General features: G+C 72.3%; 21 protein-coding genes. 13 read left to right on the top strand and 8 right to left on the bottom strand.

Going from position 1 to position 25,118, the window contains the following annotated elements:
* Positions 1-25: 25 nt before the first annotated feature.
* A complete protein-coding gene (locus SM450_RS06245; RefSeq protein WP_474618707.1) occupies positions 26-916 on the bottom strand; it encodes a DUF6597 domain-containing transcriptional factor in 891 nt (296 codons plus the stop codon).
* 31 nt (positions 917-947) lie between these two features.
* Here SM450_RS06245 and SM450_RS06240 point away from each other — a divergent pair, with 31 nt between their 5' ends.
* Positions 948-1,514, top strand: coding sequence for a TIGR03086 family metal-binding protein (locus SM450_RS06240; RefSeq protein ID WP_474618706.1), 567 nt, complete (start codon positions 948-950; stop codon positions 1,512-1,514).
* A gap of 33 nt (positions 1,515-1,547) precedes the next feature.
* Here the strand turns inward: SM450_RS06240 and SM450_RS06235 are convergent, their stop codons facing one another.
* The 3 genes from SM450_RS06235 to SM450_RS06225 all read right to left on the bottom strand — a co-directional run bounded on the left by SM450_RS06235 (position 1,548) and on the right by SM450_RS06225 (position 5,415).
* Positions 1,548-1,691 (bottom strand): hypothetical protein, encoded by a 144-nt coding sequence (locus tag SM450_RS06235; RefSeq protein ID WP_474618705.1) that lies wholly within the window; start codon positions 1,689-1,691, stop codon positions 1,548-1,550.
* Between the two features lie 136 nt (positions 1,692-1,827).
* A complete protein-coding gene (locus SM450_RS06230; RefSeq protein ID WP_474618704.1) occupies positions 1,828-3,921 on the bottom strand; it encodes a S9 family peptidase in 2,094 nt (697 codons plus the stop codon).
* A gap of 9 nt (positions 3,922-3,930) precedes the next feature.
* Positions 3,931-5,415: an amidase gene (locus SM450_RS06225; protein WP_474618703.1), complete on the bottom strand. Its 1,485-nt coding sequence runs from the start codon at positions 5,413-5,415 to the stop codon at positions 3,931-3,933.
* A 94-nt stretch (positions 5,416-5,509) separates the two neighbouring features.
* On the opposite strand from SM450_RS06225, the gene SM450_RS06220 reads away from it, so the two are divergent.
* Together SM450_RS06220 and SM450_RS06215 are read left to right on the top strand one after the other, a co-directional pair.
* Complete coding sequence (locus SM450_RS06220; protein WP_474618702.1) at positions 5,510-6,145, top strand: TetR/AcrR family transcriptional regulator; 636 nt, start codon at positions 5,510-5,512, stop codon at positions 6,143-6,145.
* 82 nt (positions 6,146-6,227) lie between these two features.
* Positions 6,228-7,781 (top strand): FAD-binding oxidoreductase, encoded by a 1,554-nt coding sequence (locus tag SM450_RS06215; RefSeq protein WP_474618701.1) that lies wholly within the window; start codon positions 6,228-6,230, stop codon positions 7,779-7,781.
* Positions 7,782-8,000: 219 nt separating this feature from the next.
* Here SM450_RS06215 and SM450_RS06210 read toward each other — a convergent pair whose 3' ends face one another.
* Positions 8,001-10,076 carry a SpoIIE family protein phosphatase gene (locus SM450_RS06210; RefSeq protein WP_474618700.1) on the bottom strand — a complete coding sequence of 692 codons (2,076 nt, stop codon included), beginning with the start codon at positions 10,074-10,076 and terminating at the stop codon, positions 8,001-8,003.
* A 165-nt stretch (positions 10,077-10,241) separates the two neighbouring features.
* On the opposite strand from SM450_RS06210, the gene SM450_RS06205 reads away from it, so the two are divergent.
* Both SM450_RS06205 and SM450_RS06200 read left to right on the top strand, forming a co-directional pair.
* Complete coding sequence (locus SM450_RS06205; RefSeq protein ID WP_474618699.1) at positions 10,242-14,606, top strand: HAMP domain-containing protein; 4,365 nt, start codon at positions 10,242-10,244, stop codon at positions 14,604-14,606.
* Complete coding sequence (locus SM450_RS06200) at positions 14,603-15,160, top strand: response regulator (RefSeq protein ID WP_474618698.1); 558 nt, start codon at positions 14,603-14,605, stop codon at positions 15,158-15,160. Before SM450_RS06205 ends, SM450_RS06200 begins: the two co-directional genes overlap by 4 nt.
* Positions 15,161-15,164: 4 nt before the next feature.
* Here SM450_RS06200 and SM450_RS06195 read toward each other — a convergent pair whose 3' ends face one another.
* A complete protein-coding gene (locus SM450_RS06195) occupies positions 15,165-15,686 on the bottom strand; it encodes a GbsR/MarR family transcriptional regulator (RefSeq protein WP_474618697.1) in 522 nt (173 codons plus the stop codon).
* 53 nt (positions 15,687-15,739) lie between these two features.
* Here SM450_RS06195 and SM450_RS06190 point away from each other — a divergent pair, with 53 nt between their 5' ends.
* Together SM450_RS06190 and SM450_RS06185 are read left to right on the top strand one after the other, a co-directional pair.
* Complete coding sequence (locus SM450_RS06190; RefSeq protein ID WP_474618696.1) at positions 15,740-16,642, top strand: ABC transporter ATP-binding protein; 903 nt, start codon at positions 15,740-15,742, stop codon at positions 16,640-16,642.
* Complete coding sequence (locus tag SM450_RS06185) at positions 16,639-18,231, top strand: ABC transporter permease (protein ID WP_474618695.1); 1,593 nt, start codon at positions 16,639-16,641, stop codon at positions 18,229-18,231. Before SM450_RS06190 ends, SM450_RS06185 begins: the two co-directional genes overlap by 4 nt.
* 112 nt (positions 18,232-18,343) lie before the next feature.
* Here the strand turns inward: SM450_RS06185 and SM450_RS06180 are convergent, their stop codons facing one another.
* On the bottom strand, positions 18,344-18,676 hold the full coding sequence (locus tag SM450_RS06180; protein ID WP_474618694.1) for an STAS domain-containing protein: 333 nt from the start codon (positions 18,674-18,676) through the stop codon (positions 18,344-18,346).
* Between the two features lie 210 nt (positions 18,677-18,886).
* Here SM450_RS06180 and hemL point away from each other — a divergent pair, with 210 nt between their 5' ends.
* The 6 genes from hemL to ccsB are packed head-to-tail and all read left to right on the top strand — an operon-like array spanning position 18,887 to position 24,919.
* Complete coding sequence (gene hemL, locus SM450_RS06175; protein ID WP_474618693.1) at positions 18,887-20,224, top strand: glutamate-1-semialdehyde 2,1-aminomutase; 1,338 nt, start codon at positions 18,887-18,889, stop codon at positions 20,222-20,224.
* 4 nt (positions 20,225-20,228) lie between these two features.
* The gene (locus SM450_RS06170; RefSeq protein WP_474618692.1) at positions 20,229-20,876 is read left to right on the top strand and encodes a histidine phosphatase family protein; all 648 of its coding nucleotides are present in this window, start codon (positions 20,229-20,231) and stop codon (positions 20,874-20,876) included.
* Complete coding sequence (locus SM450_RS06165; RefSeq protein WP_474618691.1) at positions 20,876-21,451, top strand: TlpA family protein disulfide reductase; 576 nt, start codon at positions 20,876-20,878, stop codon at positions 21,449-21,451. Before SM450_RS06170 ends, SM450_RS06165 begins: the two co-directional genes overlap by 1 nt.
* A complete protein-coding gene (locus SM450_RS06160; protein WP_474618690.1) occupies positions 21,451-22,329 on the top strand; it encodes a cytochrome c biogenesis CcdA family protein in 879 nt (292 codons plus the stop codon). The genes SM450_RS06165 and SM450_RS06160 overlap by 1 nt, the downstream gene beginning before the upstream one ends.
* Positions 22,329-23,945, top strand: a complete 1,617-nt coding sequence (gene resB, locus SM450_RS06155; protein WP_474618689.1) for a cytochrome c biogenesis protein ResB — start codon at positions 22,329-22,331, stop codon at positions 23,943-23,945. The genes SM450_RS06160 and resB overlap by 1 nt, the downstream gene beginning before the upstream one ends.
* Positions 23,945-24,919 carry a c-type cytochrome biogenesis protein CcsB gene (ccsB, locus tag SM450_RS06150; protein WP_474618688.1) on the top strand — a complete coding sequence of 325 codons (975 nt, stop codon included), beginning with the start codon at positions 23,945-23,947 and terminating at the stop codon, positions 24,917-24,919. Before resB ends, ccsB begins: the two co-directional genes overlap by 1 nt.
* On the opposite strand, the gene SM450_RS06145 is transcribed toward ccsB, so the two are convergent.
* Complete coding sequence (locus tag SM450_RS06145) at positions 24,912-25,106, bottom strand: hypothetical protein (protein WP_474618687.1); 195 nt, start codon at positions 25,104-25,106, stop codon at positions 24,912-24,914. The genes ccsB and SM450_RS06145 overlap by 8 nt on opposite strands.
* Positions 25,107-25,118 lie beyond the last annotated feature (12 nt).

Here is a 25,118-nt window from a genome sequence, read left to right as displayed (position 1 = left end):
TCGACTGGGTGGAGGAGTGCGTGGGTCAGGCGCCGCGGGAGACGGCAAGCGAGCGTGCGTACGCGGCGGGCGAGACGCCGGCGACGGCGGTGAACTCGCGGACCAGGTGCGCCTGGTCGGCGTACCCCAGGTCGGCGGCGACCCGCGACCAGTCCAGCGGGCCGACGGTGGCCTGCTCGATCGCCTCCTGGAGCCGGTACCGCCGGATCACCCACTTCGGACCGACCCCGACGTGATCCAGGAAGAGTCGCTGGAGCCGGCGGGTGGAGAGGGCGTGCCGCCGGGCGAAGTCGGCCACCCGGAGCACGCTCCGATCGGTGCGGATCTCCTCGGCCAGCGCGGTGGCGTCGGCGGCGGCCTGGTCCGGCACCGGCGTCCAGGCGGTCAGCAGTTCGTCCAGTCGGCGGCACCGCTGGTCGTCGCCGCCCGGACAGACCGGCCCGAGCGGGGCGGACAGGTCGGGCGGGGCGGACGGGTCCGGCGGGGCGGACGGGTCGGGCGGGGCGGACGGGTCGGGCGGGTCGGGCGCGGCGGGCCGGGATGCGCCGAGTGGGATGCGACGGCCGGTCAGCTCGGCCACCGGGCGTCGCCAGAACGGGCGGAAGCCGCCCGGGCGGAACTGCACGCCGGTGACCCGCCCGGTGCCGCGCAACGTGACCGTGAACAGGCCGGCGCCGACGCCGGCGATCTCGCCGTGTTCGGCCGCGCCGGCCTGCGCCTGGAACACCACGTTGACGGCCGGGTGCGGCACGACCCGCTGGACGAACGGTTCGGCCAGGTCCCAGTCGATCAACCAGTAGTGCTCAACCCAGGCACGCAGCGCCGGAACGGGCAGCCGGCGCCGGAACCGGACCTGCCGCAGCAGCCGGCCGGGATCGAGGATCCCCCGGCTGTCCCACCGCGGTTCGTGTCGCATTTCTTCAAGACCGTCCTCATACCCTGGCCCTATGACCACGAAGACTAGTGAGCTGCTGGCCGTGGCCGCGCCGGGCACCGTGGCCGTGGTGCGCGGCATCGCCGACGACCAGCTCGACCGACCCACCCCGTGCCCCGACTACACGGTGCGCCACCTGCTCAACCACCTGTTCGAGGTGGTGGTCAACTTCCAGGTGATGGCCCGGCGCGAGGAGGTCGACTGGTCGGGCAAGGCCGACCACCTGACCGACGGCTGGCGGGGCCGGTTCGCGAGCGAGACGGCGCGGCTGACCGAGGCGTGGTCGGACCCGGCCGCGTTGGAGGGCGTCTCGCCGGGCATGGGGCTGCCCCAGGAGACGGTCGGCCTGATGGGGCTGATCGACCTCACCGTGCACGGCTGGGACCTCGCTCGGGCCACCGCCCAGGAGTTCGCAGTGGACCCGTCGGTGCTGGCCGCCGGGCACGAGTTCATGGACCGGATGGGCGACATGGGCCAGCGGATGGGTGCGTTCGGCGTGCCGGTGCCGACCGACGCGGCGCCCGGCACCCTGGAGGCGCTGCTCGGCCGGACCGGGCGCGATCCGGCCTGGACGCGCTGAACCGGCCGGCCCGCGCGCCACCTGGCCGGCGGGTCAGCGACCGAGCAGGCCGGTGGACCCGGCGACCGCCAGGCCGATCACGGACGAGCAGCAGCAGATCGCGAGCACGGCGGCGACTGCCACGAGGATCAGCCAGGTCGGCCCGCGCCGCGCCGCCGCCCGCTCCTCCTCGGTCACCTCGGCAGTCTAAGGCGGGCAGGATGATGGTGCGATGGAGCTGATCTCGATCGACGATCGGCGTGTTAGGAGGGGGCCCTTGTTAACAGACGTCTGTTAACAAGGGCCCCCTCCTAACACGTGCTCGGCCGCGCGCTCACGCCCGGCCGAGGCGGTCCAGCGTCCAGGCGTTGACGAACGCCTCCTCGCGCCAGGCGTCGTACCTGCCGCTCGGGCCGCCGTGGCCCGCGCCCATCTCGGTCTTGAGCAGGTAGTCGCCCTGCGGGGCGAGCGCGCGCAGCCGGGCGATCCACTTGGCCGGCTCGTGGTAGAGCACCCGGGTGTCGTTGAGGCTGGTCACCGCCAGGATCGCCGGGTAGTCGGCAGGCGCCACGTTCTCGTACGGCGTGTACGACTTCATGTACGCGTAGACCTCGGGGTCGTCGAGCGGGTTGCCCCACTCCTCCCACTCGGTGACCGTCAGCGGCAGCGACGGGTCGAGGATCGAGGTGAGCGCGTCCACGAACGGCACCTGCGCGACGATCCCGGCGAACGCGTCCGGCGCGAGGTTGGCCACCGCGCCCATCAACAGGCCGCCGGCCGAGGCGCCCCGGGCGACCAGCCTGTCGCTCGCCGTCCAGCCGGCCTTGACCAGGTGCCGGGCGCAGGCCACGAAGTCGGTGAACGTGTTCTTCTTGGCCAGCAACTTGCCCTCGTCGTACCAGCGCCGGCCCAGCTCGCCGCCGCCGCGGATGTGCGCGACCGCGAAGATGACGCCCCGGTCGAGCAGGCTCAGCCGGGCGATCGAGAACCACGGATCCATGCTGGCCTCGTACGACCCGTAGCCGTAGATGACCGCGGGCGCGGAACCGTCGCGCGGGGTGTCCCGGCGGCAGACCAGCGAGATCGGCACCCGGGTGCCGTCGTCGGCCAGCGCCCAGTCGCGGTGCTGCTCGTAGTCGGCCGGGTCGTACGCCCGTCCGTCCGGGCCGGGCCGCACCGGCTTGCGCCGGAGCAGCGTCAGTTCCCGGCTGGTCAGGTCGTAGTCGTAGACGGAGTCGGGGGTGACGAGCGAGGTGTAGCGCAGCCGGACCGCGCCGGTGCGGTATTCCGGGTTCGCGTCCAGCCCAACGCTGTAGATCGGCTCGGGGAAGTCGATGTCCCAGCTGTCGTCGCTGCCGACCGGCAGCACTCGCAGCCCGGTCAGCCCGTTGCCGCGCAGCGAGACCACCAGGTGGTTCTCGAACGCGTCGACGGCCTCCAGCCGGGTGCCCGGGGTGTGCGGGATCAGCGGCGTCCAGTCGCCCGGCGCGTCCGCCGAGGTGTACGCGAGCGCGAAGTCCTCCGCGCCGTCGTTGTGCAGGATCAGGAAGCGGTGGCCGTGGTGCTCGACCGCGTACTCGACGCCCTGCCGGCGGGGGGCCACGATCGCCGGCTCGCCGGTCGGGTTGGCGGCCGGGATCACCCGTACCTCGCTGGTGACCTTGCTGTGGATGTCGATCACCACGAAGCGCTCGGAGCGGGTCAGCTCGACGCCCACCCAGAACCGCTCGTCGTCCTCCTGATGCACCACCACGTCCTCGCCCGATCCGGTGCCCACGGCGTGCCGCCACACCCGGTTCGGCCGCCAGGCGTCGTCCACGGTGACGTAGAACAGCGTGGAGGCGTCACTCGACCACGCCGTGCCGTAGAACGTGTCGGGCACCTCGTCGGGCAGCAGCTCGCCGGTCGACAGGTCCTTGATCCGCAGGGTGAACCGCTCGTCGCCGGAGAAGTCGGTGGAGTAGGCCAGCCAGCGCCCGTCCGGGCTGACGTCGAACGCGCCGAGGGAGAAGAAGTCGTGGCCCTCGGCGAGCTGGTTGCCGTCGAGCAGCACCTCCTCGCCGTCGAGCGGGGCGCCGTCCGCGCTGATCGGGGGCGTGGTCTCGTCCGGCCGCACGGCGCGCCGGCAGTGCACGCCGTACTGCTGCCCCTCGACGGTCCGGGTGTAGTACCAGTGGCCGTCCTTGCGGGTCGGCACCGACAGGTCGGTCTCCTGGGTGCGCCGGCGCGTCTCCTCGAACAGCTCCGCCCGCAGCCCGGCCAGGTGCGCGGTGCGCGCCTCGGTGTAGGCGTTCTCGGCCTCCAGGTAGGCGATCGTCTCCGGGTCGTCCTTGGTGGCGAGCCAGGCGTACTCGTCGACGACGGTGTCACCGTGGTGGATCCGCTCGGCCGGAACGCGCTTCGCCGTGGGCTGTGGGGTCGTGGTCACGGCGCCACGTTACCGGTCGGCGGGCCGCCGCCCGGAGTCCTCGCCGCGCGAATCGGTGCCCCGGTGGTGAGCGGAACGGCCGGGGCGCGGGTCGATCGGTGCGAGCACACCGAGGCGATCCTCCACCTCCTGGGCAGCGGCCAGGCACAGGTCCTCCCGGAACGCACGCCCGATGATCTGTACGCCGGACGGCAGCCCGTCGATCACCCCGGTCGGCACGGCGACCCCGGGCACGCCCACGAAGCTTGTCACCGTGCACAGGCGCATGCCCGTGCCGACCCGGTCCCGGCCCGCTCTGTCGCGCGACTCCAGCCCCGGCTCGACAGGCGGCTCGGTGAACACCGGCCCGAGCAGCAGCGGGTACTCGTCGAGGAACTCCGCCCAGGAACGGCGGATGCCCAGCCAGGTCCCCATCAGCTTCATGAACTCACCGGTTGTCGCGGGCGGAGTCTTCGCCATCGCCATCGCGATGTAGCGATCTCCGCCCTTGCCGAGCAGTGTCCGCACCACGGGCCAGGTCTCGGCGAACTCGGTCACGGTGATCCGGCCGTACGCCTCGAGCGCCTCGTCCAGCCGCGGAACATCCGCTATCTCCCGTACCTCGTACCCGGCGTCTCGCAGCGCGTCGGCCGCGGCCGTGACAGCCTTGCGGACCGTGGGGTGGACGCCGTGTCCCCCGGGGTCGGCAACGACCGCGACCTTCATCCGGCCCGGCAGCGGCTCGCCGTGGACGGGCACCGGAACGGCGCGCGGATCCCGTCGGTCGGCCCCGGCCAGCGCCTCGTATGCCAGTCGCAGGTCGGCGACCGTGCGGGCCAGGGGCCCATCGGTGACAAGCATCTGTGAGGCCGGTCCCGGGTCGTCGGAACCGAGGACGCGCTGGTCGGCGGGGAACCTCCCGGCGGTCGGCTTCAGCCCGGCCACCCCGCAGAACGAGGCCGGGATCCGCACTGATCCACCCGAGTCGTTGCCGAGCCCGAGCGCGGCCATGCCGGTGGCCACGGCCACCCCGTCGCCGCCGCTGGAGCCCCCTGGGGTCCGGCTCGGGTCCCACGGGTTGACGGTGTCGCCGAACAGTTCGCTGCGAGAGTGCATGCCGGCCAGGACCAGGGTGGGCATGTTGCTGTGCCCGATCGGTATGGCTCCGGCCGCACGCAGTCGCGCCACCGGAAGCGCGTCTGCCGGCGCTACCAGGTCACGGAAGCGCGGCGTTCCGAATGTGGTCGGCACGCCTTCGACAGGGATGCATTCCTTCACCGTGAACGGCACGCCGGCCAGCGGCCCGAGATCTTCGCCCGCCGCGCGGCGCCGGTCCGTCCGCGCGGCGGCCTCCCGGGCGCGCTCGCCCAACAGTTGCGTGACCGCGTTGACCCGCGGGTTGACCTCGGTGATGCGTTCCAGGTGGCTGTCGATGAGTTCGACCGCCGAAATGTCTCCGCCTCGGACCGCCTCGGCCTGGGCGACGGCCGACAGTCTCCACACGGCGTCCTGCATGATCCTCGCACTCCCGTTCTTATGTCGACGTGCTCGCCGCGAAACCGTACCCCAGAAGCGATACGCTCGTATCAGAATAAGGAGATGACCGAGCATGCCCAAGCAGGTGGACTACGGAAGCAGGCGCCGCCAGATTGCCGAGGCCGTCTGCCTCCTCGTCGACGAACACGGACCGGAGGGAGTGACCATGCGGGACGTCGCCGCCCGCGCGCAGGTCTCCCTCGGCGCCGTTCAGCGTTGCTTCCGCAGCAAGGACGAGATGCTCCTGTTCGCCGTCGGCCATGTCGGCGAGCGCATGCGGGACCGCCTGGCCCACCGCGAGGCTGAGTCGGCCAACGCCACCCTGAGTCACGTGGCCACCGAGATCGCCCTGCTTCGCGAAGAGCACCGCGCCGAAGCGCGGATCTGGCTCGCCTTCGTCGCCCAGGCGGCCGTCAGCGAGCCGCTCGCCGGACCGCTGAGGACCAGCTACGCGGCCCTCCAGGACCTCCTTGCCCGCCTCATCGCGAAGGTTGCCGAGAGCGTCCCGGTCAGCGAGGGCGCTGCGCCGCCCGACCCGCGGCGCGAGGCTCGCACCCTGCTCGCCCTCGCCGATGGCCTCACCAGCCACGTACTCATCGGCCACCTGACCGCCGAGGAGGCTGCGGAGGTGCTGCACGCGCATGTGGTCGGCCTCGGGGAAGGCCAGCCTCCGGTGCTCAACCGGGCCTCGGGACGCATGCGGCCCTGACCGCCCGCCCACACAATCCCGAAGATCACGCATGCCGCCGATTCGCACCTTCAGTCATTAGAACATGTGTACGATAAATGTCATGGCGGCTGCTGCGCGTTCCACCGACCGACCCGGAGCCCTTGAGATCAACCGGAAGCTGGCCGAGATCTGCGGTCCGCCGTTCGCCCGTTTCGCCGGCCCGGCCGACGAGGTGGCCGGTCGCACCGCCCGTTGGGTGGCGGTGCCGGGCGGTCCACGCGCCGCCGCCGAGGTGCTTCGGCTGGCCGCGGCGCACGACCTGACCGTGGTGCCGCGCGGCGCCGGCACGAAGATCGACTGGGGCGCCGCCCCGGCCCAGGTCGACATCATGCTCGACACCGGCCGGCTGGCCGGGGTGTGGCACGAGCCGCGGGCCGCCGAGGTGGTCGAGATCGGCGCCGGCACGCCGCTGCGCGCCGTCCAGGCCACGCTGGGCCGCACCGGCCGGCGCCTCCCGGTCGACGCGCCCTCGCCCGGGGCGACGCTGGGCGGGGTGCTGGCCGCCGACGAGGCCGGCCCCTTGCTCCACCGGCACGGCAGCCCGTGTACGCAACTCGTCGGCGTGCGCTACCTCGACGCCGACGGCGAGCTGGTAAGCGTTGGCGAGTCCGGCACGGCGCGGCTCGGACGAGCGGCCCCGGCGAGCTGCTCCGACGTCGCCGGCCTGTTCGCGACCGATGAGCACGGTGCCGGCATGGGCGGTCCGGGCGGTGACGGTGGCGCTGCCGAGTTCGGCCGGGGCGGTGACGGTGGCGCGGCGGAGTTCGACCGTGGCGGGCCGCCGGGAGGTGGCGGCGCGGTGCTCGGTCGCGGCGACCTGCCGGGGCTGGACGTGGCCCGGCTGCTCTGCGGCTCGCAGGGCGGGCTCGGGGTGCTGGTCTCGGCCACCATGCGGGTGCAGGCCGTACCGGCCGGTCGGGTCTGGGTGTCCCGTCCGGTCTGGACGCCGCTGGAGGTGCACGACCTGGTCCGAGCGGTCCTCGCCGCCGATGTCGAGCCGGCCGCGGTCGAGCTGGACCTGCCGGTGCCGGTGCCCCTGCCGCGCCGCCGGATCCCGGCGAGCCACCCCTCGGTGGCCGGCCGTCCCGACCATCCGGCGGTGACCGGGCGGCCGGCGGTGGGCAGCCTGGTGGTGCTGCTGGAGGGCGGCCCGTCCGACGTGACGGAGCGGGCCGAGCGGCTGACCGCGGTGCTCGGCGGTGAGTCAGTGGTCAACCGCCACCCGCCCGAGTGGTGGGGGCGCTACCCGTTCGCCCCCGGCGACACCGCGTTGCGCATCGAGGTGCCGGTCGACGACCTGCACGCCGCGGTCTACGCGCTGCGCGACGCCGCCGGCGCCCCGATGCCGGTACGCGGGTCGGCCGGCGTCGGCACCGCGTACGCCGCCCTGCCCGGCGGGCTGTCACCCGAACGGGTCGACTCGATCCTCACCGCGGTCCGCAGCGTGCTGATCGCCCGGCAGGGCAGGTGCGTGGTGGTGGCGGCGCCGGCTCCGGTGCGGCGCGCCGTCGACCTCTGGGGTGAGTTGCCGGCGTTGCCGCGGTTGCGCAGCGCCAAGGCGCACCTGGATCCGCACCGCCGGCTGGCCCCCGGCCGCCTCCCCGGTGGCCTCTGACCTCGACCTCGAAATCCGACGCTAACTCCTTGATCACGCCCAGATAGGCGCCCACTGTGACCTGTCCGAGGGCGGGCGGGGGTGATCATGAGGTTAGCGGAGGCGAACGTGACGAAACGGGCCGCCGACTTCATGATCGCCCCGGGGAGCTCGGGGAGCTCGGGGAGCTCGGGGAGCTCGGGGGGCTCGGGGGGCTCGGGGGGCTCGGGGAGCGGCGGGTTAGGGGGTTTCGTTGCGGAGGACCAGGACGGCGATGTCGTCGCGTGGGGGCTCGGGGGAGAAGGCGATGGTGGCGGCGCGCAGCCGCGCGGCGACCACGTCGGCCGAGTAGCCGGCCAGCGGAGCCGCTGACTCGCGCAGCCGCTCGGTGCCGAACAGCTCCCGGCCGCGCCGCCGCTCGGTCACCCCGTCCGTGTAGAAGATCAGCGCGTCGCCGGGCTTGAGCGCCACCTCCGCCGTCGGAGTGGTGATCGTGTCGAGCAGGCCGAGCGCGGTGCCGCTGGCGCCGACGAACGTCGCGCCGCCACCGCCGTGCAGCAGCACCGGCCGGTCGTGGCCGGCCAGGTGCAGGGACACGTCGAGCTGGTCTCCGTCGCCGGGCGCGACCGAGGCCAGCGCGAGTGTGCAGTAGCGCCCGCCGCCGCGCTCGACGAGCGTCTCGTTGAGCCGGCCGAGCACCTCCGGCAGTGGTTTGCCGTCACCCACCAGCACCCGGATCACGTCCCGCACCAGGCCGGTCACGGTGGCCGCCTGCACGCCCTTGCCGGAGACGTCACCGACCACCACCAGCCAGCGGTTGTCCGGCAGCGGCAGCACGTCGTAGAAGTCGCCGCCGACTTCGGCGTCGTCGCCGGTCGGGACGTATTCGGCGGCGAAGCCGATGCCTTCGACCACCGGGAGCGCCGGTGGCAGCAGCGACTTCTGGAGGGCCTGCGCGACCCGGCGGCGCTCGGCGTGGATGCGGGCGTTCTCGATGGCGAGCGCGGCCCGCCGGGCCACGTCCTCCAGCACCGAGACCTCGTCCGGGTCGTGCCGGTGCCGCTGGTGCCGGCCCACGGCCAGGGTGCCGAGCCGTTGCCCGCGGGCGATCAACGGGACGGCGAAGCCTTCCATCGGCCCGCCCAGCGGCACCTGCGTCTGACTGCGGGTCGCCTCGCGGAGCCGGGTCTGGACCGAGTCCGGGCCGGTCTCGGCGAGGAACCGGTGCAGCTGGGGCAGCATCGACTCGTCGGCGTGGCTGCACGCGGCGAGGCGCAGCCGCCCCCACTCGTCGGTGGTGTGCACCGCGCACCACTGGCCGAGCCGGGGGACCACGAGCTGCGGGACGAGCGCCATCGTCAGCTCGACGTCGAGTGACTGGGCGAGCAGTTCGCTCGCCTCGGCGAGGAAGGTCAGCCAGGCGGAGCGGCGTACGTCGGCCCGGCGCAGCCGGTCGTTCTCCAGGTGCAGGGAGAGCCGCTCGGCGGCGAGCACCGCGAGCGGCCGGGCGTACGTCGAGGGCGACGCGTCCAGTTCCAGCTCGCCGGCGTACGGGCGGTGCACGGCGAGCGGGACACGCAGCAGCTCGTTGCCTTCGCGGGGCTGTCGGCCGTAGCGGGCGAACACCTGGGTGCCCAGCCCGTCACCCCGGTCCAGCCGGACCGTGCCACCGGCGGCGCCCACCATGTCGGCGACCCGGGTCAGCAGCCCGGCGGCGAAGTCGGGCAGCGGCTCGTCGGCGTACGGGTCGGGGGCGGTCTGCATCAGCTCGCTCATCGCCGCGGCGCTCGGGGTGCCGTCTTCCACCGGTTGCGCCGCGGCCCGGGCCGGCGGGGCGGACGGGCGGGCGGCTCCGGGCAGGCCGGGACGGTCGAGGCGGAACCAGACGCCCTTGCCGGTGGGTAGGTAGGTGGTGCCCCAGCGGCTGGCGAAGTGGTCGACGAGCAGCAGGCCACGCCCGCGCGCGGCCACCTCGGTGATGTCGGAGGTGGTGTTGCGGACGCCGACGGTGAGTTCGTCGACCGGGCCGGAGGCGAAGTCGGTGACCGTGACGGTGAATCCGGCCGGGTCGGCTTCGACCTCGATGTCCAGTTCGGTGCGGGCGTGCTCGACCGCGTTCGTGGTCAGCTCGGTGGTGAGCAGCAGCGCCTCGTTGAGCAACTCGGGCAGGCCGACTTCGAGGAGCGTGGCGCGCACGAGCGCCCGGGCCGCGGCCGGGGTGCGCCGGTCGGCGGGAAGGCGGACTCGTCGGACCTGCTCGTCCGTGCCGCCACTGTTTGGCGGCTCCACCTCCGCTGACACCTTCACATCCTCCATCGCCGCGACCCCGGGTGCCAAGCGCCTCGCCCGAACCGGCGAACCGGGTGGATACGGTGCGTGGCACGCCATCAGCCACCGGTGACCTCGACGGATGGCGCGGCACAATGATGGGATGGCCGCGTGTCGGCGCGAGCCGGTGGGCCCCGAGCTGAGCGAGGAATGATGACCACGGCGAAACAGTCGGTGACCGCGGATCCGTCCGTGACCGACCACGAGGTGCTCCTCGGCGAGCTGGTCGAGGCGCTGGAACGGGTGGCTCGCGGTGACCTCCGGGTCCGCCTGCCGCGACGGGCGGGGCTCTCCGGCGAGGTCGCCGACGCCTTCAACGGCGTGGTGTCGCTCCAGGAACGGCAGCACCTGGACCTGCGCCGGATCAGCCGGATCGTGGGTCGGGACGGGCGGCTGACCGAGCGCCTGGACGACGAGGGCCTGGAAGGTTCCTGGGCGGAGGGGCAGCGGGCGGTCAACTCGCTCATCGACGACCTGGGCCGGCCGGCCACCGAGATCGCCCGGGTCATCGTGGCGGTGGCCGACGGCGACCTTTCCCAGCACATGGCGCTGGAGATCGACGGGCGCCCGCTGCGGGGGGAGTACCTGCGCATCGGCCGGACCGTGAACACGATGGTGGACCAGCTCTCGTCGTTCGCCGACGAGGTGACGCGGGTGGCCCGGGAGGTGGGCACCGAGGGCAAGTTGGGTGGCCAGGCGGACGTGCGGGGCGTGGCCGGCACCTGGAAGGACCTCACCGACTCGGTGAACACCATGGCGTCGAACCTGACCGGCCAGGTGCGGTCGATCTCGCAGGTGGCGACCGCGGTGGCGAAGGGCGACCTGTCGCAGAAGATCACGGTCGGGGCGCGCGGCGAGGTGGCCGAGCTGGCCGACACGATGAACTCGCTCACCGACACGCTGCGCCTCTTCGCCGAGCAGGTGACGCGGGTGGCCCGCGAGGTGGGCACGGAGGGGAAGCTGGGCGGTCAGGCGCAGGTGCCGGGTGTGGCCGGCACGTGGAAGGACCTGACCGACAACGTCAACTCGATGGCGTCGAACCTGACCAGCCAGGTCCGCAACATCGCCCAGGTGTCCACGGCGGTGGCGAAGGGCGACCTGTCGCAGAAGATCACGGTGGCGGCGCAGGGCGAGATCCTGGAGCTGAAGGACACCGTCAACACGATGGTGGACCAGCTTTCGTCGTTCGCCGACGAGGTGACGCGGGTGGCCCGTGAGGTGGGCATCGAGGGCAAGCTGGGCGGCCAGGCCCAGGTCCGGGGCGTCTCCGGCACCTGGCGCGACCTCACCGAGAACGTCAACCAGCTCGCCGGCAACCTGACCAGCCAGGTCCGCAACATCTCCCAGGTGTCCACGGCGGTGGCGAAGGGTGACCTGGGGCAGAAGATCACGGTGGACGCGCAGGGCGAGATCCTGGAGCTGAAGAACACCGTCAACACGATGGTGGACCAGCTCTCGTCGTTCGCCGACGAGGTGACGCGCGTCGCGCGCGAGGTGGGCACCGAGGGCAAGCTGGGCGGGCAGGCCCAGGTCAAGGGCGTTTCGGGTACGTGGCGGGACCTGACCGACAACGTGAACTCGATGGCGTCGAACCTGACCAGCCAGGTCCGCAACATCGCGTCGGTGACCACGGCGGTGGCGCGGGGTGACCTGGGACAGAAGATCACGGTGGACGCCCGGGGCGAGATCCTGGAGCTGAAGTCGACGGTGAACACGATGGTGGACCAGTTGTCGTCGTTCGCGGACGAGGTGACGCGGGTGGCCCGTGAGGTGGGCACCGAGGGCAAGCTGGGCGGGCAGGCGCAGGTCCGTGGCGTCGCCGGCACCTGGCGCGACCTCACCGACAACGTGAACTCGATGGCGTCGAACCTCACCGCCCAGGTCCGCAACATCGCCCAGGTGTCGACGGCGGTGGCGAAGGGCGACCTGTCGCAGAAGATCACGGTGGACGCGCAGGGCGAGATCCTGGAGCTGAAGTCGACGGTGAACACGATGGTGGACCAGTTGTCGTCGTTCGCGGACGAGGTGACGCGGGTGGCCCGTGAGGTGGGCACCGAGGGCAAGTTGGGCGGGCAGGCGCAGGTGAAGGGCGTCTCCGGCACCTGGCGTGACCTGACCGACAACGTGAACTCGATGGGGTCGAACCTGACCAGCCAGGTTCGCAACATCGCGTCGGTCACGACGGCGGTGGCGCGGGGTGACCTGGGTCAGAAGATCACGGTGGACGCGCAGGGCGAGATCCTGGAGCTGAAGAACACCGTCAACACGATGGTGGACCAGCTCTCCTCGTTCGCCGACGAGGTGACCCGGGTGGCCCGTGAGGTGGGCACCGAGGGCAAGTTGGGCGGGCAGGCGCAGGTGAAGGGCGTCTCCGGCACCTGGCGCGACCTCACCGAGAACGTCAACCAGCTCGCGTCGACGCTCACCACGCAGTTGCGCGCCATCGCGCAGGTCTCCACGTCGGTGACCCGGGGCGACCTGACCCAGCGGATCAACGTCAAGGCCCAGGGCGAGGTCGCCGAGCTGAAGGACAACATCAACCAGATGATCGTCACCCTCCGGGAGACGACCAAGAAGAACGCCGAGCAGGGTTGGCTCGACTCCAACCTGGCCCGCATCGGCGGCCTGCTCCAGGGCCAGCGGGACCTGGGCGAGGTCTGCCGCATGATCATGATGGAGGTGACCCCGCTCGTCGACGCGCAGCTCGGCGCGTTCTTCCTGGCGGACAGCTCCGAGGGCAGCATGCGACTGCGGCTCACCGCCTCCTACGGATACGTGGCCCGCGGGCACGACGTGACGTTCGGCCCCGGCGAGGGCCTGGTCGGCCAGGCCGCGTTGTCCCGCCGGACCATCCGGGTCAAGGCGCAGCCGGACGGGCGGCTGGTGGTCCGGTCCGGGCTGGCCGACACGCCCCCGGCCGATCTGGTGGTGCTCCCGGTGCTGTTCGAGGGGGAACTGCTCGGCGTGATCGAGTTCGCCGGCGTGACCACCTTCTCCGACCTGCACCTGGCGTTCCTGGAGCGGCTGGTGCTCACCATCGGCGTCGCGGTCAACACCATCCAGGCCAACCGGCGTACGGAGGAGCTGCTGGCGCAGTCGCAGCGGCTGGCGCACGAGATGCAGGACCAGTCGGCGGAGTTGCAGCGTACGAACGCCGAGCTGGAGGACAAGGCGAAGCTGCTGTCGGAGCAGAAGGCAAACATCGAGACGCAGAACCGGGAGATCGAGCTGGCCCGGTTGGGCCTGGAGGAGAAGGCGCAGCAGCTCACCCGGGCGTCGGCGTACAAGTCGGAGTTCCTGGCCAACATGAGCCACGAGCTGCGTACGCCGCTGAACTCGCTGCTCCTGCTGGCGCGGCTGCTCGCCGAGAACCCGGAGCGGAACCTGAGCGCGAAGCAGATCGAGTTCGCCCGGACCATCCACGGCGCCGGCTCGGACCTGCTCTCGCTCATCGACGACATCCTCGACCTGTCGAAGATCGAGGCGGGCCGGATGGACGTGGAGCCCACCGAGATCCAGTTCGCCGAGATCCGCGGCTACGTCGAGCAGGCGTTCGCGCCGCAGGCCGAGGAGAAGGGGCTGGACTTCCAGGTCCGGGTGAGCCGGGAGCTGCCGCCGGCCCTGGTCACCGACGCCCAGCGGTTGCAGCAGATCCTGCGCAACCTGCTCTCCAACGCGGTGAAGTTCACCGACAACGGCGCGGTGACGCTGCGGATCGGTCCGGCCGCCGAGAACGCCGTCTTCGACGTGCCGGCGCTCACGAACGCCCAGCGGGTGATCGCGTTCACGGTGATCGACACCGGGATCGGCGTGTCGGACGACAAGCTCTCGCTGATCTTCGAGGCGTTCCAGCAGGCCGACGGCACGACCAGTCGGCGTTACGGCGGCACCGGGCTCGGCCTGTCGATCAGCCGGGATCTGGCCCGCCTGCTCGGCGGCACGATCACCGTGTCGTCCGCGCCCGGGCAGGGTTCGACGTTCACGCTCTTCGTACCGGATGTGCTGGCGCCGGACGCGGTGGTGGCGCCGGCGCCGCCGTCGCCGAGCCGCGCGGGCCTGCCGTCGTCGCTGCTCATGCCGATGGAGCTGCCTACGCCGCAGGAGACGCCGGCCGCCCGCCGGCTGGACGGCGTGACCGTCCTGATCATCGACGACGACGTGCGGAACGTGTTCGCATTGACGTCCGCGTTGGAACTGCACGGGATGACCGTGTTGTACTCGGACAACGGGGTGGACGGCGTGCGCCAGCTCGCCGAGCACCCGGAGGTGGACATTGTCCTGATGGACGCCATGATGCCGGACCAGGACGGGTACGAGACGACCGCGCAGATCCGTCGCAACCACCGCTTCGCGGACCTGCCGATCGTGTTCCTGACCGCCAAGGCGATGCCCGGCGACCGGGAGTCGGCGCTGGCGGCCGGCGGCAGCGACTACATCACCAAGCCGGTGGACCTGGACGAGCTGATCGGGCTGATGGCGTCCTGGATCGGCCGGAGCAAAGGCGAGGAGACCGCGTGACGCAGACGGCCAAGGCTCTGCTGGTGGACGACCGGCGGGAGAACCTGATGGCGTTGGAGGCGATCCTCCAGGGCCTTCCGGTGCAGTCGGTCGCGGTGGAGAGCGGTGAGGCCGCGCTCAAGCAGTTGCTTGTGGACGACTTCGCGGTGATCCTGCTGGACGCCCAGATGCCGGACATGGACGGCTTCGAGACCGCCACCCACATCAAGCGGCGGGAGCGGACCCGGCACGTGCCGATCATCTTCCTCACCGCGGCGGACAAGGATGCCCAGCTCGCGCTGCGCGGCTATCAGGTGGGTGCGGTCGACTACCTGACCAAGCCGTTCGACCCGTGGGTGCTGCGGGCCAAGGTGACGGTCTTCGTCGAGCTGTGGGTGAAGACCCGGCAGCTCGCCGCCCAGTCGGATCTGGTGCGGGAACGGGACGTGCAGTGGCGGCGCCTCGCCGAGGCGGTGGACTCCGCGACCGCGCTGCTGCGCGCCGACGACGACCCGGCGACCCGGGAGCGGGCGGCGGACGTGTTGGAGCAGGCCCGCTGGGGCAACACCCGCTGACGGCTCAGTCGGCCGGGCGAGCGTGCCCGGTCGCGGCCCGCCGGGCCCGCCAGCGGTCGCCGAGCGACTCCAACTCTTCCTGTACGAAGAGGAAGAAGTCCCGCATCTCGGCGACCCGCTCGCCGGCCGGGGTGCTCCGCCCGTGCAGCGCCTCGACGCCGCCGGCGGCGATGTCGATGAAGTTCTTGTAGAGCGTGGTCTTGGTGATGGTCGCCTCGTACCAGGGGTTGTCCGGCATCCGGTAGCGGTCGCGCCGGGAGCCCTTGACCGGTTCGCGGACCAGTATGGCGAACTGCGTCAGGTAGCGCACCGCGCCAGAGACGGCCGCCGCGCTGACGCCCAGCCGCTCGCCGATCTCGCCCGCCGTCAGCGGCTCGTCGGCGCTCATCACGGCGAACAGGACCCGGGCGGCCATCCGGGGGAAGCCCACCTCGGCGAAGGCCATCGCCATCCGTTCGACGAAGAGGTGGACCTCCTCCTCGTCGCGGTGGCTCGGCTCGTTCATGGTCGGCTCCTCGACACTCACCCCGTGACCCTACAGTCTTCACAAGTTTCTGAAACGAGCGTAGCTTCCGAAGTATGGAAACTTCAATCGAGGTGTCCGGCCTGGTGAAGACATTCGGCCGCACCCGAGCGCTCGACGGCCTCGACCTGACCGTCCGCACCGGGGAGGTGCACGGCTTCCTCGGCCCGAACGGCTCCGGCAAGTCGACCACCATCCGGGTGCTGCTCGGCCTGCTGCGGGCGGACGCGGGGGCCGTCCGACTGCTCGGCGGCGACCCGTGGCGGGACGCCGTCGCCCTGCACCGTCGCCTCGCGTACGTGCCAGGCGACGTCACGCTCTGGCCCAACCTCAGCGGCGGCGAGGTGATCGACCTGCTCGGTCGGCTGCGCGGTGGGCTCGACCCGAAGCGCCGCGCCGAGCTGCTGGAGTCGTTCGAACTGGACCCGCGCAAGAAGGGCCGCACCTACTCCAAGGGCAACCGGCAGAAGGTCGGCCTGGTGGCCGCGCTCGCCTCCGACGTCGACCTGCTCATCCTCGACGAGCCGACCTCCGGGCTCGACCCGCTGATGGAGGAGGTCTTCCAGCACTGGGTCCGCCGGGCCCGCCACGACGGCCGCACCGTGCTGCTCTCCAGCCACATCCTGGCCGAGGTGGAGGCGCTCTGCGACCGGGTGACGATCATCCGCGCCGGCCGGGCGGTGGAGTCCGGCACCCTCGGCGACCTGCGCCACCTGCACCGCACCGCGATCGACGCCGAGGTCGCCGCCCCGCTCGACGGGCTGGCCGACCTGCCAGGCGTGCACGACCTGCGGGTGGACGGGCGTCGGGTGCGCTTCGACGTGGACACCGCCGCGCTCGACGCCGCCCTGCGCCGCCTCACCGAGCTGGGCGTACGCAGCCTGGTCAGCACGCCGCCGACGCTTGAGGAGCTGTTCCTGCGGCACTACGAGACCGCACCGGAAGAGGCGTCCCGATGAGCACGCTCACCGGGACCCGACACCTGGTCCGGCTGATCCTGCGCCGCGACCGGCTGCTGCTGCCGCTCTGGGTGCTGGTCCTCGCCGCCCTGCCGGTGTCGTACGCGGCCAGCTTCCTCGAGCTGTTCCCGACCGCCGCCGAGCGGGCCGCCTACGCCGAGGGCACCGCGCGCAACCCGTCCGTCGTCGCGCTCCTCGGCCCGGTCTACGGCGACAGCGTCGGCGCGTTGACCGCCCAGCGCAGCGGCTTCCTGCTGGTGATCGTCGCGCTGGCCAGCCTGCTCACCGTGATCCGGCACACCCGCACCGAGGAGGAGGCCGGCCGGCGGGAGCTGCTCGGCGGCAGCGTGCTCGGCCGGCACGCCGGGCTGACCGCCGCGCTGCTCGTCACGTACGCGGCCGACCTGCTGCTCGGCCTGCTCACCGCCGCCGGGCTCGCCTCGACCGGGCTGCCCGCCGCCGGCTCGTACGCGTACGGCCTGGTCGCCGCGCTCACCGGGATGGTGTTCGCCACGCTCGGCGGGCTGGCCGCGCAGCTCACCGAGACCGCGGGCGGGGCACGGGGCATCGGCATCGCCGGCCTCGGCGTCGCGTTCGGGCTGCGTCTGGTCGGGGACACCGCCGGCAACGACTGGCCGAGCTGGCTCTCCCCACTGGGCTGGGCGGCCCGGGTCCGCGCGTACGAGGGGGAGCGGTGGTGGGTGCCGCTGCTGCCGCTTGCTGCCACGGCGCTGCTCGCGGCGCTCGCGTACCCGGTCTCGGTCCGCCGTGACCTGGGCGCGGGCGTGCTGCCGCCCCGGCTCGGGCCGGCCACCGCCGGCGGCGCGCTGTCCGGGCCGTTCGGCCTGGCCTGGCGGCTGCACCGGGGGCAGATCCTCTGGTGGTCGGTCGGGTTCGGCCTGCTCGGGCTGATCCTCGGCGGCGCCGCCGAGGCGGCCGGCCAGTCGGTGGCGGGCAACGCGCAACTGGAGGAGATCATGTCCCGGCTCGGCGGGGCCGCCGGGCTGGCCGACGCCTACCTGGGCGCCACGCTGAGCGTGACCGGGCTGGCCGCGGCCGGGTACGGCATCCAGGCCGCGCTGCGGATGCGCGCGGAGGAGTCCGCCGGCCGGGCCGAACCGGTGCTCGCCACCGGCACCCGCCGCTCGACCTGGCTGCTCTCACACGTCGTGTTCGCGCTGCTCGGGCCGGTCGTGGTGCTCGCGGCGACCGGCCTGACCACCGGTCTGACCTACGGCTTGAGCGTGGGCGACGTGCCCCGGCAGGTGGGCCGGATGGTGGGCGCGGCCCTGGCCCAGGCGCCGGCCGCCTGGGTGCTGGCCGGGCTCGCCGTGCTGCTGTACGGGCTGCTGCCCCGACTCGCCTCGGCCGCGTGGGTGGTGCTGGCGGTCTGCGTGCTCCTCGGCCAGCTCGGCGCCGTGTTGCGCCTGGACCGGTGGCTGCTGGACCTGTCCCCGTTCACGCACACCCCGCAGGTGCTGCGCGCCACGTGGAGCCCCACCCCGCTCTACCTGCTGACCGCCCTGGCCGCAGCCCTGGCCGTGACCGGCCTGCTAACCTTCCGCCGCCGCGACCTCCCCATCACCTAACCCACCCCACCCCACCCCACCCACCCCGCCCGGGTTGATCATGAAGTTGGCGGCCTTGTGGATCTCCCTGGCTGCCGCCAACTTCATGATCGCCGGGGCAGGGGAGCGGGGGTCAGGGGGCGGATTCGTTGCGGATCATCAGGGCGCTGCGCAGGCCGGTGATGTCCAGGACTCGGATCAGGAAGTCGCCGACGTTGCTCAGCATCAGCACGCACTGCATGTGGCTGGCCTTGCGGCTGAGCACCACGAGCGTGCCGAGGCCCTGGGAGTCGCAGAACGTGACGCCGCCCAGGTCGAGCACGATGCGCGGGGGCGGATCCGCCAGTATCTCGTTGACCACCGTCGAGAGCTGGGCGGCCGTGAGCATGTCGATCTCACCGGCCAGGCGAAGCACGGCTTCGTCACCGGTCCGATGTACGGCGATGGACAGTTCGGCACGATCCACCCGGTCAGCCTATCGCGATCTCGACGAACGGGCCTGTCGAGCGCCCCCACCCCGCCCGTCACCGCTCTTTCTCGGAAAGAGTGGCTATGGAGCGCGAAATGGCCACTCTTTCCGAGAAAGAGGGCGGATGGGGCGCGGGGGGTGAGGCGGGTAACGGTGTTGTGGGGTGGCTGCCGGCGGGGGGTGCGGCGCTGACACAATGGCGGCATCGTGACCGAGACCCTTTCCGCCGGATCCGGCCGCTACCCGGCTGACGCTCCGGCCTCCGAGGCCCTGTTCGATCGCGCCCAGGCCGTCGTGCCCGGCGGGGTCAACTCACCCGTGCGCGCGTTCGGCGCAGTCGGCGGCACCCCGCGCTTCATGGTCCGGGGGGAGGGGCCGTGGCTGTTCGACGCGGACGGCCGTCGCTACGTCGACCTCGTCTGCTCCTGGGGCCCCCTGATCCTCGGCCACGCCCACCCGGCCGTGGTGGAGGCGCTGCGCGAGGCCGCCGCGCTCGGCGCCAGCTTCGGCACGCCCACGCCCGGCGAGGTCGACCTGGCCGAGGAGATCGTCGCGCGGACCCCGGTGGAGCAGGTACGCCTGGTCAACTCCGGCACCGAGGCGACCATGTCGGCGATCCGGCTGGCCCGCGGCTTCACCGGCCGCTCCAAGATCATTAAGTTCGCCGGCTGCTATCACGGCCACTCGGACGGGCTGCTCGCCGCCGCCGGCTCCGGCGTGGCCACGTTCGGCCTGCCCGACTCGCCCGGCGTGACCGGGGCGGCGGCCGGTGACACCATCGTGCTGCCCTACAACGACAGGCGCGCGGTCGAAGACGCCTTCGCGGCCCAGGGACAGCACATCGCGGCGATCATCACCGAGGCCGCGGCCGGCAACATGGGCGTGATCGCCCCCCGGGACGGCTTCAACGCCGAGCTGGCCCGGATCGCGCACGCGCACGGCGCGCTGCTCATCGTCGACGAGGTGATGACCGGGTTCCGGGTCTCCCGCGCCGGCTGGCACGGCCTCGACGCCTCCGACGCCGACCTGTGGACGTACGGCAAGGTCATGGGTGGTGGCCTGCCCGCCGCGGCGTTCGGCGGGCGCGCGGAGATCATGGCGAGACTGGCCCCGGCCGGCCCGGTCTACCAGGCCGGCACGCTGTCGGGGAACCCGCTCGCGTGCGCGGCCGGGCTGGCCACGCTGCGGCTTGCCGACGACGCGCTCTACCACCGTCTCGACGAGACGTCCGCCGCGCTGGGCAAGCTCGTCACCGAGGCGTTGTCCACGGCCGGCGTGCCGCACCGCCTCTCCACCGCGGGCAACATGTTCTCGATCTTCTTCACCGACGCCGACGTGCGCGACTACGACAGTGCCCGCACCCAGCAGGTGCCGGCGTTCAAGGCGTTCTTCCACGCGATGCTCGCCGCCGGCGTCTACCTGCCGCCGAGCGCGTTCGAGTCGTGGTTCGTCTCGACGGCGATCGACGACGCCGCGTGGGAGCAGATCGCCGCCGCCCTGCCGGAGGCGGCGCGGGCGGCGGCAGCGGCCGGGACACGGGGGTAACCAGATGGCGGAGACGGTGGTGCACGTGCTGCGGCACGGCGAGGTCCACAACCCGGACGGCATCCTCTACGGCCGACTGCCCGGATTCCGCCTCTCCGAGCTGGGCGTGCAGATGGCCAAGGCAGCCGCCCAGGCGCTCGCCGAGCGGACCGTGGTGCACGTGGTGGCCAGCCCGCTGGAACGCGCCCAGCAGACCGCCGAGCCGATCGCGGCGCAGTTCGGCCTCTCCGTCGGCGTCGACGAGCGGCTGATCGAGAGCGCGAACTGGTTCGAGGGCAAGAAGGTCTCACCCGGCGACGGCGGGTTCCGCGACCCGCGCAACTGGTGGGTGCTGCGTGACCCGGTCACCCCGTCCTGGGGCGAGGCGTACCAGGTGATCGCGGAGCGGATGTTCGCCGCGCTGCACGCCGCCCGGGTCGCCGCCGAGGGCCGCGAGGCGGTGCTCGTCTCGCACCAGCTCCCGATCTGGACGCTGCGCCGGCACGTCGAGCGCAAGCGGCTCTGGCACGACCCCCGCCGCCGGCAGTGCGGCTTGGCCAGCCTCACCTCGTTCCACTTCGACGGGGCCAGGATCGCCGGCATCGGCTACTCCGAGCCGGCGGCCCACCTGATCGCGATCTCGCCGACCGCCCGGACGGCCAAGGGGGCCTGATGCTCACCCGGAGGCTCGCCGCCGCCCTGCTCGCCGCCGTCACCGCCGGCACGGCGCTGGCCGGCTGCACCTCCGGCAGCGAGGAGAGCCGGTGCGCCGCCGACGGGCTCACCGTGAGCTGCGCCCCGGACCAGCGTTCCAAGACCCCCAAGGTGAGCGGCGAGCTGCTCACCGGCGGGAGCTACGACATCGCCCGCGACCGTGGGCAGGTCGTGGTGGTCAACTTCTGGGGCTCCTGGTGTGCGCCCTGCCGCGCCGAGGCGGACGACCTGGAGGGCACCTACCAGGCGACCAAGGCCGCCGGCGTGACGTTCCTCGGCATCAACGTGCAGGACAGCAAGGACAAGGCGATCGCCTTCGAGGAGGGCCGGGTCACCTATCCGAGCCTCTTCGACCCGTCCAGCCGGCAGGCGCTCAACTTCGACATCCCGCCGAACACCACCCCGGCCACCGTGGTCCTCGACCGGGACGGACGGATCGCGGTGGTGATCCGCCGCGCGGTCACCCAGGACGAGCTGCGGCCGATCGTGGAGAGAATCGCCGCCGAGCAGCCGGCGCCGAACGGATCCCGCTGATGGGCGAGACGTTCGCCCACCTCGCCTCGTCCGGCCCGTTGCTGCTGGCGGTGGGCGCGGCGGCCCTCGCCGGCCTGGTGAGCTTCCTCTCCCCCTGCGTGCTCCCGCTGATGCCCGGCTACCTCTCCTACGTCACCGGCCTGGCCGGCGCCGACCTGGAGGTAAGGCGGGGGCCCCGCTTAACGGATTCGGTAGAGGCGGGGCCCCCGCTTAACACCGGCACCGCCAGCGGCGGCACCGCTGGCGGCGCTGGCGTGCGCGTGGCGGAGCGGGCGGCGCCGCAGCGGAGCGCCGCCGCCGTGAAGGGGCGGGTGCTCGCCGGCACGCTGCTGTTCATCGCCGGCTTCACCGCCGTGTTCGTCGCCACCGCCATCCTCTTCTCCGGCGTCGGCAAGCTCTTCTTCCGGTACGAGCGCACGCTGGAGATCGTCATCGGCGTGCTCGTGGTGGTGCTCGGGCTCGGCTACCTCGGCGTGATCCCCGGCCTGCAACGCGAGTTCCGCATCCGCGCCCTGCCCGCCGCCGGCCTGCTCGGCGCGCCGGTCCTCGGCGCGGTCTTCGCGCTGAGTTGGCTGCCCTGCACCGGGCCGACGCTCGGCGCGGTGCTCGGCCTGGCCGCCACCGAGGGAAGCGCCGACCGGGCCGTGGTGCTCGCCGTGGCGTACTGCCTCGGGCTGGGGATACCGTTCATCGTCTTCGGGCTGGGCTTCCAACGCCTGCTCGGGGTGTTCCGCGCCGTCCGGCGCAACAGCCGCTGGGTCACCCGCGTCGGCGGCGCCCTGCTGATCGTGATTGGCCTGGCGCTCGTCACTGGCGGCTGGCAGAACGTGGTGATCTGGTTGCAGACGCACGTGGGCGTGGGTGAGGTGAGCATCTGATGACGACCGTGGACGACCGACCGGCCACCCCGCCGGCCGAGGCGCCCCGGCGGGTCAACCCGGTGCTGGCCCTGCTGCGCAACTCGTGGCGGCAGCTCACCAGCATGCGTACCGCGTTGATTTTGCTGTTCCTGCTCGCGGTCGCTGCCATTCCCGGTTCGGTGCTGCCGCAGCGGGGGGTCAACCCGGAGAACGTCAACAAGTGGTTCGTCGACCACCCCGATCTGGCGCCCCGACTGGACCAGATCGGCGCGTTCGGCGTCTTCGGCTCGGTCTGGTTCTCCGCGATCTACGTGCTGCTGTTCACCTCGCTGATCGGCTGCATCCTGCCCCGCACCCGCGATCACGTGCGCGCGTTGCGGATGCGACCGCCGGCCGCGCCGAAGCGGCTGGAGCGGCTGCCCCAGCACACCGTGCTGGAGGCCCCGGCCGCCGCCGATCCGGAGGCGATCGCGGCGGTGCTGCGCCGCCGCCGGTGGCGGGTCACCGTCCGGGGCAACGAGGTCTCCGCCGAGAAGGGTTACCTCAAGGAGACCGGCAACCTGCTGTTCCACACGTCGCTGATCGCCGTCCTGCTCGGGGTCGCGGTCGGTTCGTGGTACGGGTGGCACGGCAACCGCATCCTGGTCGCGGGCGCGGACAACGAGTTCTGCAACACCCGCCAGCAGTACGCCGAGGCGTCGCTCGGGCCGCGGGTGGACAGTGCCGACCTGCCGCCGTTCTGCCTCACGCTGGAGAAGTTCGAGGCCGACTACCTCGACTCCGGGCAGGCGTCCCGGTTCTGGGCCACGGTCAGCGTGGACTCCCCGGACGGCGGGCCCCGCACCGCAGGCTTCTCGGTCAACTCGCCGCTGCGGCTCGGCCCGGCAAACGTCTACCTGCTCGGCAACGGCTACGCGCCAATCCTGAAATACACCGACAGGTACGGCAAGAGTCAGACAAGCGACGATCCGTTCCTGCGGACCGGTGACCCGAACGCGACCGAGGAGGGCGTGGCGCTCTTCCCGGACGCGAACGTGGACCCGAAGACCGGCAAGCGGGATCCGGACCAGCAGGTCGCCTTCGACGGGCTCTACCTGCCCACCGCGCCCGACCGCGCGCCGTTCGTCGCGTCGCGGTTTCCGGCCGAGCGGGACCCGGTGGTGAACCTGACCGCCTATCGGGGCAACCTCGGGCTGGACGCCGGCATCCCCGGCTCGGTCTACCAGCTCGACCAGCGGCAGGTGGCAAACGGCAAGCTCAAGCAGGTCGGCAACAAGCTGCTGCGGCCCGGCGAGACGTGGACCCTGGACGACGGGAGCACGCTTGAGTTCGTCGGCACCAAGCCGTACGTCACGCTCGCCGTGCGGCACGCGCCCGGGCAGACGCTGCTGCTGGTGGCCAGCGGCACGCTGCTGCTCGGCCTGATGGGTTCGCTGTTCGCCCGCCGCCGCCGGGTCTGGTTCCGGGTGTCGCCCCCCGAGGGTGGATCTCCGACGGGCGGTAGTAGCTTGGTGGAGGCCGGTGGGCTTCCGCGTACCGAGCACCCAGGGTTCGCCGACGAGTTCGCGCAGCTCGTCGCCGCTGTCGGCGGCGACGGGCCGGACCATCGGCGGGCGCGAGAAGGAGACGAGTGATGTCCGCACTCTCCGATCAGTTGGTCACGTTCGCGATCCTGGCGTACCTGGTCGCGATGATCAGCCACGCCGTGGAGTTCGCGCTCGGCAACGCCCGGAAGGTGGCCGTGGCGGCCCCGGCCCGGGAGCTGGTCGGTGCGGGCGTCGGCGGCCCGGGTGGCCCGCTCGACCCGCCGGTCGTCTCGGCCGTGACCCGTCCGGACCGCTCCGCCGACCGGGCCGTGCTGGCCGGGCGGATCGCCGCCGGGCTCACCGCGCTCGCCGCCGCGCTGCATTTGGGCGCCGTGGTGACCCGGGGGCTCGCCGCCGAGCGGATGCCCTGGGGCAACATGTACGAGTTCGTGCTCACGGTCACCTGGATCGGGGTGGCGGCGTGGCTCGTGGTGCTCTGGAAGCAGCCGTCGCTGCGCCGGCTGGGGCTGTTCCTGACCCTGGTGATGGTGCTGCTGCTGGCGTTCGCCGAGCTGAAGCTCTATGTCCAGGTGGTGCCGCTGATGCCGGCGCTCCAGTCGTACTGGTTCATCATCCACGTGTCGACGATCATCTTCGCCTCGGGCATCTTCCTGCTGGGCGTGGTGCCCGCCGCCGCGTACCTGATGCGGGCCGGCTGGGAACAGGGGAAGCGCAGCTTCCCGTTCACCCTGGCCCGGCGGCTGCCGGCGGCGGCCGGCCTGGAGCGGTTGACCTTCACGCTGCACGCCTTCGCGTTCCCGATCTTCACCTTCGCGGTGATCGCCGGGGCGATCTGGGCCGAGGCGGCGTGGGGTCGCGCGTGGGGCTGGGACCCGAAGGAGACCTGGGCGTTCATCTCCTGGGTGGTCTACGCGGGCTATCTGCACGCCCGGGCCACGCCGAGCGTGCGGCGCAACGTGGCCACCTGGATCGCGGTCGTGGGCTTCCTGACCATGCTGATGAACCTGTTCGGGGTCAACTTCTTCTTCACCGGCCTGCACTCGTACGCCGGCGTCAACTGACGCGGCGAGTCAGCACCTCGTCGATCCGTCGGGTGATCTGGTAGGCCACCTCGGGCAGGTCGGCGAGGTCGAGGCGGTCCGACCGTAGCGCGAACTGGGCGTGCAGTTCACGCGCCACCGTGTCCCGGATCTCGGTCTGGAGCGGGCTGAGGCCGTCGGGGTCGCCCATCACGTACGCGTCGTCCATCCGCCCATCCTG

The sequence above is a fragment of the Micromonospora marincola genome, assembly GCF_056150385.1.
Note: the sequence above shows the minus strand (reverse complement) of the source record. Positions and strands in the feature narration are given on the sequence as shown.